Annotated in this window: 11 protein-coding genes; all 11 read left to right on the forward strand. The window is 48.6% G+C overall.

The window, feature by feature from the left end; translation table 11 throughout:
* Positions 1 to 294 precede the first annotated feature (294 nt).
* The 11 genes from PSH57_RS11100 to PSH57_RS11150 all read left to right on the forward strand — a co-directional run bounded on the left by PSH57_RS11100 (position 295) and on the right by PSH57_RS11150 (position 13325).
* A complete protein-coding gene (locus tag PSH57_RS11100; RefSeq protein ID WP_305389499.1) occupies positions 295 to 1473 on the forward strand; it encodes a VOC family protein in 1179 nt (392 codons plus the stop codon).
* Positions 1474 to 1522: 49 nt separating this feature from the next.
* Positions 1523 to 2425, forward strand: a complete 903-nt coding sequence (locus tag PSH57_RS11105) for an alpha/beta fold hydrolase (RefSeq protein WP_305389500.1) — start codon at positions 1523 to 1525, stop codon at positions 2423 to 2425.
* Positions 2422 to 3069, forward strand: coding sequence for a glutathione S-transferase family protein (locus PSH57_RS11110; RefSeq protein ID WP_305389502.1), 648 nt, complete (start codon positions 2422 to 2424; stop codon positions 3067 to 3069). Before PSH57_RS11105 ends, PSH57_RS11110 begins: the two co-directional genes overlap by 4 nt.
* Positions 3070 to 3150: 81 nt before the next feature.
* Positions 3151 to 4659: a bifunctional 3-(3-hydroxy-phenyl)propionate/3-hydroxycinnamic acid hydroxylase gene (locus PSH57_RS11115; protein WP_305444884.1), complete on the forward strand. Its 1509-nt coding sequence runs from the start codon at positions 3151 to 3153 to the stop codon at positions 4657 to 4659.
* A 21-nt stretch (positions 4660 to 4680) separates the two neighbouring features.
* Complete coding sequence (locus PSH57_RS11120; protein WP_305389505.1) at positions 4681 to 4986, forward strand: hypothetical protein; 306 nt, start codon at positions 4681 to 4683, stop codon at positions 4984 to 4986.
* A gap of 29 nt (positions 4987 to 5015) precedes the next feature.
* On the forward strand, positions 5016 to 5861 hold the full coding sequence (locus PSH57_RS11125) for a fumarylacetoacetate hydrolase family protein (protein WP_305416564.1): 846 nt from the start codon (positions 5016 to 5018) through the stop codon (positions 5859 to 5861).
* A gap of 78 nt (positions 5862 to 5939) precedes the next feature.
* Complete coding sequence (locus tag PSH57_RS11130; RefSeq protein ID WP_305416566.1) at positions 5940 to 6899, forward strand: SphA family protein; 960 nt, start codon at positions 5940 to 5942, stop codon at positions 6897 to 6899.
* 251 nt (positions 6900 to 7150) lie between these two features.
* Positions 7151 to 8623 carry an FAD-binding oxidoreductase gene (locus PSH57_RS11135; protein WP_305416568.1) on the forward strand — a complete coding sequence of 491 codons (1473 nt, stop codon included), beginning with the start codon at positions 7151 to 7153 and terminating at the stop codon, positions 8621 to 8623.
* On the forward strand, positions 8620 to 9921 hold the full coding sequence (locus tag PSH57_RS11140; RefSeq protein ID WP_305416570.1) for a (Fe-S)-binding protein: 1302 nt from the start codon (positions 8620 to 8622) through the stop codon (positions 9919 to 9921). The genes PSH57_RS11135 and PSH57_RS11140 overlap by 4 nt, the downstream gene beginning before the upstream one ends.
* Complete coding sequence (locus PSH57_RS11145; protein ID WP_305416572.1) at positions 9918 to 11606, forward strand: FAD-binding oxidoreductase; 1689 nt, start codon at positions 9918 to 9920, stop codon at positions 11604 to 11606. The genes PSH57_RS11140 and PSH57_RS11145 overlap by 4 nt, the downstream gene beginning before the upstream one ends.
* A gap of 57 nt (positions 11607 to 11663) precedes the next feature.
* Positions 11664 to 13325: a fatty acid--CoA ligase gene (locus tag PSH57_RS11150; protein ID WP_305389518.1), complete on the forward strand. Its 1662-nt coding sequence runs from the start codon at positions 11664 to 11666 to the stop codon at positions 13323 to 13325.
* The last annotated feature ends 52 nt before the right edge of the window (positions 13326 to 13377 follow it).

Raw genomic sequence — 13377 nt, forward strand, 5'->3', positions numbered from 1 at the left:
GGTTTCATTAGACCACTACAAATCAGCATTGCTCGTCAAGAGCGATGCTGATTCGGCAGCTTAGATTTCTCTGCTGGCAACGCATGCTAGACGCCTTACTTTTTCTGAGAGGCTAAATAATAATATTTTTTATTCTAAAAAAGAATATAAAAACCATAATTTATATCAAAGTAGAATTAAAAACGATACAAAAGCATTGACCTCTGGATGAATCGTCAACTAAATTGACAAAAAGCGAATGCCATTGGGTGGTATGTCTTTTCCACAAAAACAAAAATATTGGATGGGTTTGTCATGGAAAATCTTTTCAACGTTGGGGGAGTTGAGCTCCCTCAACCATTTAAAGCACGTCGATTGGGGCATGTGGGTTTTTATTATGACGACCTTGCCGCAGCAGAGCGGTTTTATACAGATATCCTTGGTCTACGTGTATCTGATTATTTGAAGTTTGACCCAGAGCAGCCTCCGGCAGCTATTTTTATCAGTCATTGCACTGACCATCACTCAATGGCCTGTATCAGCTCCGGCCTTGCAGATAAATGTGATGTTGATTATCTCCGTGGCGTGACCCTTAACCAAATTTCATTTCAGGTAGGCACGCTTGAAGAAGTAGTAAACGGCTATCGTTTTATTAAAGAGCGCAAGATTCCTATTTGGCGCGTCGGACGTGATTTTCCTGGTAGCAACTGGGCGTTCTACTGTCGTGATCCTGATGGTTATCACGTCGAGCTTTTCTACGGTATGGAGCAGATCGGTTGGAATCGCATTAGCAAGCCAGTAGCTATGCGTGAGGTCGAAGGTGAGGAGCCATCGCTGCCGCAGCGTTCAGAACAGCAAGAGATTCATGACGCTCTTAATGATGACGTAGAGTTATATGAGGGGCATAAGTCAGAAGATTTAACAAGCTCCGATTATGTTGTTGGGGGAGTGACGTTACCAAGGCCATTTAAGGTCAACAAAGTAGGCCCGGTTCATCTTTTCGTTCGGGATGTCGAAGTGTCCGAGGCGTTTTATCATGATCTATTTGGCTTGGTGGTAACAGAGGAGGTCGTCTGGCGAGGCCATCGCGCGGTGTTCATGCGTTTGGGGGCCGACCACCATGTTCTTGGACTCTATCCTCTTGCGATGCGTCAGGAGCTTGGCTTCAGTGAACTTACCACGGTAATGGGGACAGGGATAGAAGTGTGCAGCTATTTGCAACTGCGAGATGCGGTTGAATACTTAGACGGGCTAGGCCTCAAACGTGGTCCTAAGGTTCCCTCCGAATTGTTGCCTGGTATTGATCATGCAATCTCGTACATCGATCCGGCAGGTCATTGTGTGTTGTTGTATTTTTCTATGGAGCAGATTGGGTGGGACGGAAAGCCGCGTCCGGCGCAACAAAGACGTAAAATTGAGGCGCCTTGGCCAGAAAGTATTGCGGCACTCAGTGATACTTATGCTGATCAAACATTGTTAGGGCCAATCGGCTGACATTAGAGTAGTCTCATTTAAATAACATTTACTATTTGGAGGCATAATTATGTCATTCTGGACGGATTTACTCGGCCTGGAGTTTGAAGTCAAGTATGTTGATGTCAAAGGAATAAAAACTCGGGCTATGAAAGCAGGTTGCGGCGAGCCGGTTATTTTTTTGCATGGGATTAGCGGTCATCTGGAAGCTTTTATTTCAAGTGTTCCGGGGCATAGTGGCGATTTTGAGTGTCATCTTATTGATATGCTGGGGTGCGGGTACACCGACAAGCCTCAAGGTAAATACACAGTTGAGCGTCTAGCACGTCATGTGCTTGATTATATGGATGTGATGGGCCTCGAAAAGGCTAATTTATGTGGTATCTCTTTGGGGGGGTGGGTAGTAGGCTGGATTGCTGCGAAATATCCCGAGCGAGTCAAGCGGGTGACCATGGTGCTCGCCGCCGGGACGCCAGCAATGGCAACTTCAGAAATTGCGGAAATGATCCGGCAATCGACCACTGCTGCGGTTACAAACCTGGATATAGAAGACACTCGTAAGCGTCTGCTGAAGGTAATTTATGACCCCAAACAGGTGACCCAAGAGTTGGTAGAAGTGCGCTATACCATCTACCATCACCCTGAGTTTCAGGCGGCTTTAGACAATATTTTAGCGCCGACTGAGCCAGAGCTATATCGGCAGGCCATGCTCAGTGAGAAGCTACTCGCTGATGTGCAGGCAGAAGTACTTTTAGTGTGGTCGGATAAGGATGCTTATACCGACCTCACCGGAGCGCAGCATTTCGTTAACAATATACCAAAGCATAAGCTCGTGACGTTTGAGAATACCGGTCACTGGCCACCTTACGAGCGTTCCGCCGATTTCGCCTGTTTAAACGTTGGTTTTCTTAAAGGTGGGTTAACCACTGTGCGTGCCGGTAATTACGACGCTAACCCGGAAGGGCGCAAATGAAACTTTATACACGTTCCGCTTCTCCTTACAGCGTTCGCGTTCTCGCCAGCTTGGCGCTCAAAGGTATTAGTGTTGAACTGGTTGGTGAACCAAAGGAAGGGACTAGGAGTGCCGAATTTCTGGCGATTAATCCGCTGGGTAAAATGCCAGTGCTAGTTCTTGAAAATGACGGGGCTATAGCCGAGTCATTAGTAATTTTAGAGTTTCTTGAGGACCGTTTTCCGGAGCGATCGTTGCGACCTAGGGAGGCGTTTCGTTTGGCGCAAATGCGTCTAGCGGGCAGGGTAATCGAGCAGCAAGTCGATGGCGCCTTGCTCGCTGTGGTGATGCTTGTCGTTAGTAAATCAACAGACAAAAATGCAATTCGCGATGCAGATGCCGTGCTGAACGAAGCTCTTACTATATTTACTCAGTTTTGGCAGCCCGGCCCTTATGCATTTGGTAGTGAGCCTACGATCCTCGACTGTCTTATGCTGCCGGTGCTGACCATCCTGCAAATTTGTTCCGATGCTCGAGGCCACGATTTTATCGAGAAGTTTCCTGAAATTGTTGCCTATCAGAAAGTATTGGCCCACCACCCACAACTTTCTGTTCTTGCTGTTGAACTGGCTCAGGCAATGGCTGCAGAAATGCACAAGCATTAGTTTTCATACGTAGATAATTTACCAGGCACTCTTATGACAAAAACAACAGAAGTAGTGGTGGTCGGGGCCGGTGTAACGGGCATGGTACTCAGCTTGCTTCTGGCGCGCCAGGGGCATCAGGTGACGCTGCTCGAACGTTGGCACAAACCTTACCCGCTGCCGCGCGCCATCGGTTTGAGCCATGAATCGTTGCGTATTCTTTACCTAGCAGGGCTGATTGACGAACTCCAGAATGCACTCGAGTGGAGTGAGGAATACAGCAAGGCGGTTTTTCTCGGGGCAGGACGGGAAGTGCTATTGAGTATGTCGTTTCGGGCGCGTGCTGAGTCCGGTTGGCCAGAAATGCAAAGTTTCAATCAGCCTGATGCGGAGGCGCTAATTGAAAAAGTGATCCTCGCTAACCAAAACGTGCAACTGCTGCGGGGCCGAGTAGTTACATCAGTGACACAGGATACCGACACGGCCACCGTAAGTTTCACGCGGTCTGCAATTGATGGGACCGCGAGTGTGGGAGCGCCGATTGAGCAAATCGCAGCCCAAATTGTCGTGGGCTGCGACGGTGCCAATAGCGTCGTTGCAAGCCAATGCGGCATTGAATATACCGACCTTGGTTTTGAATACGACTGGCTTGTAGTGGATGTAAAGCCCACTGTCGAACGCACCTGGGATCCATTTCTCGCACAGACGATGTACGACCGTCCGACAACTATGGCTCCATCTGGTCCAGGTCGCCGTCGTTTTGAGTTCATGCTATTACCGGGCGAGTCGAAAGCAGACATGAACTGTGCAGAGACTGCTTGGAGTCTCTTAAAGGAATGGAACGTTTCACCCGAGAATGTGGAGTTAGTCCGTCACGCGGTATATACCTTTCGTGCGCGCTGGGCAAAAGAATGGAGTAAAGGACGCGTATTTTTAGCGGGGGACGCAGCGCACCTGATGCCACCGTTCCTCGGCCAAGGCATGAATTCAGGGTTGCGTGATACCGCGAATTTGGCTTGGCGTCTGGATCTGTTTCTTAACCATCGGGTTCCTTTGGACGCGGTCAAACCCTATACCGAAGAACGTAGCCAGAATGTCCAAGGACTCACCGAGTATGCAGTGATGCTTGGTGAATTGATCTGCGAGATCGATCCGGTAGCTATAGCTCAGCGGGACCTAGGTCTTCGTCAAGCACGCGATTCTGGGGGCAGCCAACCACCACTGGTTAGTTTCTTGGAAAAAGGCACGCTAGCCGAAAATGCGCCGCTTGCTGGCACATTTTGTCAACAGGGCCGAGTGCGTCTTGGTGAATGTATGGCCAATTTTGACGAGTTGTGTGGGGCTGGCCGCTTCATGTTGTTAGGGCTAAACCAAGATCCCCATGAGCATATGTCACCGTCTATCCAGGCATTGTGGAAAAAAATAGGCGGTAAAACAGTGCACGTTGATGCTGAGTTGGACTTCGAGGGCACTTATAGCGAATGGTTCAAGGAGGAGGGCGTCGAGACAATATTAGTGCGACCCGATTTTTACATTTTTGGTGCAGTAACGAATGCCACTCAGGTAGATGCGCTGGTATTAGACCTTTCACAGCAACTAAGTCTGCGTTAAACACACAAAAGAGGAGCTAACATGAGTACATTGCATGGTCGTTGGAACTGTATCACCAAAACCCCTATGGGGGATAAGGACTCGATCATAACCTTCATCGTAGATGGCAACGATTTCACAGGTCATGACGATGGCGAGGCTGGTCGGTTGGATATCATCGACGGCAAGATAAATGGTGAACTGATCACATGGAGCCTGAAGGCTGTGAAGCCTTTCCCGCTTACAATGAAATTCAAGGTGTCAATTGAAGGTGACCAATTAGCCGGTAAAGTTCAAGCCGGTATGCTCGGCTCCGCAAAGATTTCAGGCACCCGGATCCCCGAATAATATCAAGTCATTTCCCGTGCAGGTGATATATGAAGTTTTTGAGGTATGGTCCGCTATTAGATGAAAAAATCGGATTATTGGATTTGCAAGGAAATATTCGAGCCTTGCCCCCAGAGTTCGCTCACCTGACTGAATTGCCACTTGAGCGTGTAGACGTTGAACGTATTCGTAATTTAGAGATCAATAAGTTAGTGCTTGTTGCTGGTAATCCCCGTCTTGGTGCAATAGTAAATCGGGTGCCGAATGTATACGGTATCGGTTTGAATTATGCGCCTCATGCTGAAGAGGCTCAGATGGAACTGCCTAGCGAGCCGTTGGTCTTCAACAAAGCGACTTCGTGCCTATCAGGTCCTAACGACAATATTGTCATGTGGCCAGGTAGCAAGGCCCTAGATTGGGAAGTCGAACTCGGTGTGGTAATTGGCACACCAGCTTTTCAGATTGACGAAAAGCATGCCCTTGATCATGTCGCAGGCTACTGCATCGTGCACGACGTCTCGGAGCGAAACTGGCAGGTGAATCGAGGCGGTCAATGGGGCAAAGGTAAAAGTGCTCCGGGTTATGGACCCATTGGTCCATGGCTGGTCACACCCGATGAAATCGCCGATCCCCAGGATCTTGAAATCGAGCTGCGGGTGAATGGTGTAATCATGCAGAGCGCCTCCACATCAGAAATGATTTTTGGCGTCGCAACGCTGATTTCCCATTTGTCGCAGTTTATGCGCCTCGAACGAGGTGATGTAATTAGCACCGGTACACCGTCAGGTATCGGTGCAGCACGGAATCCGCCGACTTATTTGAAAGTGGGTGATGTAGTGGATCTATCAATTACTGGACTTGGTAAGCAGCGGCAACGTGTCGTTTTGCCCTGTTAAATGCCACTGCGTGCATTGCTGTCCGCAATACTCTGACTCAGTAATGACAAAAAAACAACAATAAATGGATCGGTCGTTATGAAAAGGTTTATTTCGTTAATCGTAGTTCTGTTCTTATTTGTGGCTCGAATTACCGTTTCTCAAGCTTCTGAAGGGGTAGCTTATGGTGGACCACTGGGTGGGACGGATATGGGGTCGGCATACCTGCCGCCCCAACCGGGCTTCTATGGGGGTGTAATTTACGCAAGGCTTAGTGGATCTAAGCTAAACGATAATAGTGGGAAAGAAATACGGGGCTCTAACGTCAAATATAGCGGTGATCTTGCCGGCGTGGGGCTACTGTATGTTTATCCATTCCAATTGGGAGGAGGCGCAATTGCTTCAGGTTTGATTCAACCCCTTACCCTTTCCGGAAATCTTAAGGTCTTCGGGCAGGAACAAAGTTATAGTGGCATGGGGGATCTGTATGCTGATCTATTTTCATGGAGTAAGCATATTGGAGGAGCAGGTATTGGGCCTGCGGGCGCGCCTTTGCCTTATGGGCTAACAGTCAAAGCATCCGCGTCGATAATATTTCCGACCGGTGAATATAATGAACACAATGCGATCAGTCCAGGCGCTAATAAGTACTTCTTTCTTCCCAATGTGGCGTTTACTTATCTGACGAGCCCGAACATGTTAGGCGAAGGGTTTGAGATGTCGACTACCCTCTGGTACCAATCGGCATTGCGAAATCGAGCAACTGATATACAGTCGGGTGACGTCGTTAACGTGGATTTTTCCCTTACGCAACGGTCGGGGTTATGGCAGTATGGCTTAGCGGGCCAATATGCTAAGCAAATTGAAGATGACACCTTTCACGGTGAATCGCTGGAGCCTGATGGTAACCGTATGCAACTTGCCTCAGTTGGCCCAATCGTCAGTCGAATGTTTCCAGAAGTTGGGCTTATGGTTAAAGCTAAAGGGTCTGTTAATGTTAAAGCAGTGAACGGAATGTCTATCAACTCGCTCACGCTTTCGCTTGTTAAAAAGTTTTGAATGTAGGCGCGTTGGTGTTCATGCTTGGTGCGCGTCCCGCTCGTTTCGGAGCAAAATTATAATGGGTAAAGCTGCAGCTATAACCCGTTACTGCTGATTGTTTGTACTTTGATTCATATGAGATAGGTACGACCTGACTTCAGGTTTGACATGGTTAAAAACAAAATTTTTTTCTATGGCTTGCGGTTGTCGGGTCTATTTCTATTGTGCGCAATCGCCCTATCCATCATTCTTTGGAGGTGATGATCTAAATGAAGTTATCATTGCAGCAATTTGCTAAAAACCTATCTGATATATCTCTCGAAGGCTATCGTGGTGCGCTGAGTGACGGGGTTAATCCCATTGGGGTTGCACATCCTTGTAATGCCGATGATATTATTGCGTTGATCAAATGGGCACGAAAAACGAAGACCCAGCTCTCTATATTCTCCTCTGGTCCCGGTAATAGAAGCCATGGTTCGATGGCAAACGTTCCAACGGTGTTTATAGACCTCAGCAAAATGAACCGTATTGCAGCGGTGAGTGAACGTGACCGTGTGGCCGTGATTGAAGCGGGTGTTACGTTCGAGGCGCTCGATGAAGCGTTGTTGCCCTACGGGTTGCGTAGCTATAAACCGCTGCAGCCTCGTGCAAATAAATCAGTTCTGGCTAGCTATCTTGATCGAGAGCCGTTTTTGCAGTCTCGTGATCAATGGGACGTGCTTGATCCTATTGGAGCTGGGGAAATCGTATTTGGGACAGGGGATGCATTTCGAACGGGGAGCGCCTCACACAAAAAGTCGGCCGATGACTTATGGAAAGCCGGCACGCGTTTTCTTACAGCTATAGGTCCTGCAGCGGTTGACTTTATGCGTATCGTCCAAGGGGCACAGGGTTGGCTCGGGATTGTCCCTTGGGCAGCAGTGTTGTGTGAACCTATTCCAAAACTAAGCGCATCCTTTTTCGTTCCTGCTGAAAGTCCTGGAGCGCTAGCGGAATTGTCAGCTAGTTTGCATAGACGTCGACTAGGTAATGCAACCTTTCTGGCCAATAGATTGCAATTAGCTACGTTACTTGAATCTAACTCATTAGATGCTTATGCATTGGCCGCAACCCTTCCGCCCTGGATACTATATGTCGAAATTAATGCAGGCGCAGAACTACCGGAGCATCAAATTGTTTGTGATATTCAAGATCTACATGAAATAGTTTCAGGCTTTGAGCTTCGTGCAGAAGTATCTCTTTGTGGAAGGAGCGCTAGTGCTATTGCTTCATCCCAGCATCCCGATAATAAAACACGATACAAGGACGTGTTAGCAGGGGCGCACGAGGAAATTTTCTTCCTTACCACTTTTAACAAGATCGCAGATTTTATCTCAATTATTGAAAGATTTCGCGCAAAAAAAGGATGGGGTGTCGAGGACGTCGCCGTATATGTCCAGCCGCGACTACAGGGGCGCAACTGTCATATGGAGCTTATCCTGCCCGCGGATCTAAAAAGACCAGAGGCACACGCTAAGCTCAAACAGCACATGAAAGAATTGGCCGAAGAGCTTGCTTCTGCTGGTGGCTTTTTTAGTCGACCTTACGGTGATTGGAACAGGCTTGCACAAAAGGAAAATCCCACCATCATGAAATATTTGCAGCAAGCCAAGAATCTCTTCGACCCGGACGGCATCTTAAGCCCAGGTCGCTTCGGTATCGTTGAAGATACTAAGTGCGAACAACAGGTACACATACAATGACTACTGCAAAAGAAAAGTATGCGGCTTGCATACGCTGCAATAACTGTCGATGGCTTCCCGTTCCCAAAAGCGCAGATCAGGCATTTATTTGTCCCAGCATTCAATATGGAAAAAATTTTGCTTACTCTGGAGGAGGCAAAATGATCACAGGTTACGCGTTGCTCGATGGAAAGGCGGATTATACTCCCGAAGTACTAGATAGTATTTATGCATGCAGCGTGTGTGGTGGCTGTGACGTTGGTTGCAAAACCAATAATGCAGAGATAGTCGAGCCACTAAATTCTATTTATGAGCTTCGCCGCCAATGTGTCGAAAATGGCCACGTTCCTGTGGCGCTAGAACGATTACTCGCCAATTTGCGTCAGTACGGTAACCCTCAAGGACGTCCTTCTAACGAACGCGCCAATTGGTGTAAATCGTTGAATCTACCCCATACGTCTAAATTAGGCGAAGAAACACTGCTGCATGTCGGTGAAGCTGCATTCCACAGTGCTCAATGGCCCGGGCTGCATTTCGTTGTTCAGCGTCTGCAGGATGAAGGAGTGAAATTTGCCGTCGGCGGGGCGGAGGAGCCAGACAGTGGTGCTCTGGCATTCGACATCGGCGATCAAAAGCTGGCAAGAAACTTGGCAGAAAAAACAGTCGCCTGGGTTAAGAAAAGTGGTGCTCTTCGCCTCATTACTTGCAGCGATACTGCATTTATGGCATTTCGCTCAGTCTACCCACGTCTGGGTATTCGGCTCGATGATGTTGAGGTCCTCCATATTTCTCAGTGGCTAGCGCAATCTGCTGTATACGTCCGACAGCCAGACGGATTGCACTTCAATGTTGTGACCTATCATGATGGATGTCGGCTTGGCCGACTCAGCGAGCCTTACATACCTTGGAATGGCGAGTGGAAAAAAATGTTCAATTCGCTTCCTGTACGCGAGCCCGATACACCCATTCGGTTCGGTACAGAGGGGATTTACGAGGACCCTCGCGCTCTGCTCGCCTCGGTAGGTACGCATGTTGTAGAAATGGAGCGTACTCGGGAGTTTAGTTATTGCTGTGGTGCCGGTGGAGGAGGGGCGGAAGCAAACGCTGACTTTGCAAAACAAGCCGGTTTGGTACGTCTGCAGGAAGCTCTTAGCGTAGGTGTTTCCACAATGGTTACTAGTTGTGGTACCTGCGCAAATCACATGAATCAATTGGCTGTCGATGCGGGTCTGCCAATTAAAGTTCAGACTCTTCTCGACCATCTGTGTCAACGAGGAGCTAATGGCGCGGTGGCGGTTAGTAACGGGGACAAGCCATGAAAACTGTACCCCAAAGTGTCAATACGAGTCTTCTAGATAGCCTGACATCAATCGTAGGGAGCAAGTACGCCACGGTTGATGAAGGCGCAATGGCATCGTATGCATGGAATAGTGGTGTTGGTTCTATGCCGGGGCCCAAGTTCGTGTCGACTTGGCCTGTTGCGGTCGTCTGGCCGCGCACCACCGAAGAGGTAGCTAGCATCGTTAAGTTTTGCGCGGTGAGCAATCTAAAGTTTGCAGCGCACAGCACAGGTACAGGGGCTGTTTATTTAAGTCGTGATGCCAAGACTGTAGTATTGGATTTGAGCCGCATGGACGATCTACAAATTGATCCAATGTCTCAAACTGCGATCATTCAGCCTGGCATTACTGCAGGGCGGCTGCAGGCAGAAGCGATGAAACATGGGTTAACTTGTCATGTGGTCGGAGCGGGTCCGTCTCATTCCCCTCTTGCTTCGGCAACATCTTTTCATGGTATTGGCATTACTGGGGCCAGCACCGGTAATAATAGTCGGAATATGCTGGGTATCGAGTGGGTTTCTCCTGAGGGAGATATCGTTCGGATTGGAACCACTGGTGAGCATTGGTTTAGTGAAGAAGGACCAGGGCCAGGTTATCGCGGAATGGTTCGCGGATTTCTGGGAGCCCTTAGTGGGCTGGGAGTCTTTACCCGGATAGGCTATAAGCTTTTCCCATGGGGTGGCCCCCAGCGAGTGGAGACCACTGGCAGACACCCTCAAATTGGCATGAAGCCTACATCTACCATGCGTTTTTTCTGCCCGGTATGGGACGATTATGAGGGCATGAGCGCAGGGCTCTATCGTTTTAACGCATTTGGTGCTGCGTTTGGCGTATTTCGTATGCCACCGAATCATGCGGGTTGGATGCTCAGCCGCAATTCTGCCGAATATGCGCGACAATCAGTGGCTGGTACGTTGCCAGACATCGCAAAGCTAGAAAATCGTTTTGGCTGGCAAGTGCTCACCATTGGACACTCGGATCGCCAAGCAGAATACCACGAAGAGGCCATCCGAAAGATTGTCAGAGAAACAGGTGGCCGTTTCCTGGACGTGTCAAAAAATGACGCCGAGATGCTGATTTATAATCTCGTCACATCAGTGTACATAGGCCGTGTTTTTCGCGGTATGGGCTCGGGCGGAACAAGCTTTGGCATTGCTGAATCAGCTGGTCTCCTTCCCGGCGTTTTCCGTGCTGGTGAAAAAATTGTAGAGACTGATCGACAGCCGGGTGGAGCAATTATTTCGGACGGCAAAGAAGGGTTTTGGACTTGGTCGACAGAAAGCCGAATACTTTGGGCTGAGAATATTCTTGCGTCCGAGGCAAACACATCGAGAGGAATTACTGCAATGTTGCGTGGGTTTCTCATGCACTTCTACATGGTTTCTCAGAACCCTTCTCTGGGAATGATGGGTTTTCTCGCGGGGCCGTTGACAAATTTATTTGGTCGTCATTATTCGAATGTTGATGATTGGATGCGTAAAATTAAACGCACAGTTGATCCGCGTAATACTGCTGTTGAAAGTAATTATGTCTCTCCAAATAAGCCAGTATTCTCTACCGTTTGGCGGTACTCCGAAAAGATATTATTTTCGCCAGTAGGGCGCCCCCTCTTTAATGCCGTGACTAAATTTTTAGGCAAGAAAGGGGTTCAAAAACACGACTGACTGAAGCTTTTTCGTAAAAATTTCAAGCGAAATGTGCTTGTTGATAGGAGGTTTTTCATGTCTAGAACAAAGATAATACCTGCAGCGCAGGGAGCTCATGATTATCCGCTATTGATTAAAAGTTTATTGTTGTCGGGGGTTCGATATCAGCCCGATCAAGAAATCGTTTACTCCGACAAGTTTCGATATAATTACAGGGATTTGCTAGAGCGCGTCAATCGGTTGGCCAATATGCTCTCCGCTGCAGGTGTAAAGGCAGGTGACATAGTCGCAATCCTGGATTGGGATACCCCCCGCTACTTAGAGTGTTTTTTTGCAGTGCCTATGCTGGGTGCAGTGCTTCATACGGTGAACGTGCGACTCTCCCCAGAACAGATTGCGTACACGATGAATCATGCCGAGGATAGTGTGGTTCTAGTAAACGACGATTTTGTTCCACTACTGTCGGATATTGGCTATAAATTAAAGACTGTCAGTTGTTATATTCAGCTTTCTGATGGCGAGTCCGTCCAATCTGAGTTGCCTACGTTGGGCGAGTATGAACAATTGCTAGCGCAAGCAAGTAATCATTACGTTTTTCCCGATTTTGACGAGCGTTCGGTCGCGACGTTGTTTTATACCACAGGGACAACAGGGCTACCGAAAGGTGTTTACTTTAGTCATCGGCAGTTGGTGCTTCATACCCTCAATACACTTGGCGCTTTTGGCGCTTATCAGGGGTTGCCTCTTTTACGTTCCGATGATGTCTACATGCCGATCACACCGATGTTCCATGTCCATGGGTGGGGAATACCTTATGTCGCCACGATGCTGGGAATCAAGCAGGTATATCCTGGGCGATACGAGCCCGATGACTTGGTGCGATTGCACCAGAAAGAACGGGTTACCTTCTCTCACTGTGTACCTACCGTCTTACAGATGATCATCAATTCTGATGCGAGTAAAAAGGCGGATTTTAGCGGGTGGAAGGTATTGCTTGGAGGTAGCGCGTTAACGCTTGGACTGGCTAGACAAGCTGCGGGCCGAGGAATTCAAGTGCATGTAGCGTTCGGTATGTCTGAGACATGTCCAGTCATATGTGCCATTCACCTGACCGCCGAAGAGCTTGCCTTGCCGATGGAAGCGCAACTACCACAGCGTATCAAAGCAGGTATCCCGGTCGCGATGGTTGATCTGAAGATTTTGGACGCAACCGGACAGTGGGCTCCGCATGATGGCAAGTCTATTGGGGAGGTAGTTGTACGGGCTCCGTGGCTGACTCAGGGCTATCTTCACGATCCTCAAAAGGGCTCCGAGCTTTGGGAAGGCGGCTGGCTCCACACGGGAGATATCGCTTCTATAGATCCCAACGGTGTCGTAGAGATCAAAGACCGAATTAAGGATGTGATCAAAACCGGCGGCGAGTGGATTTGCTCACTGTCGTTGGAAAGTCTTATCAGCGAGCACCCTGCTGTTGCCTCTGTCGCAGTAGTTGCCATCCCTGATCAGCAGTGGGGAGAGCGCCCCATGGCATTGATAGTGTGTAAGTCAGAACAGCGCCTGAGTCGAAAGCAATTGGTAGATTATCTGGAACAATACGTTCACCAGGGGATAATAACTAAATGGGCAGTCCCTCGGGAAATTTTTTTTGTTACAGAGATTCCCAAAACAAGTGTTGGGAAGATCAACAAAAAACAAATTCGGGCTGAAGCAGAGGCAATTCGTAAGCAACATGGCTAGTCGTTTTGCATGCTTTAGGGTTGATAATCGTCGATGCTTTGAATTAGAGTGA

The organism is Pseudomonas hefeiensis (assembly GCF_030687835.1).
Taxonomy (GTDB): Bacteria; Pseudomonadota; Gammaproteobacteria; order Pseudomonadales; family Pseudomonadaceae; genus Aquipseudomonas; species Aquipseudomonas hefeiensis.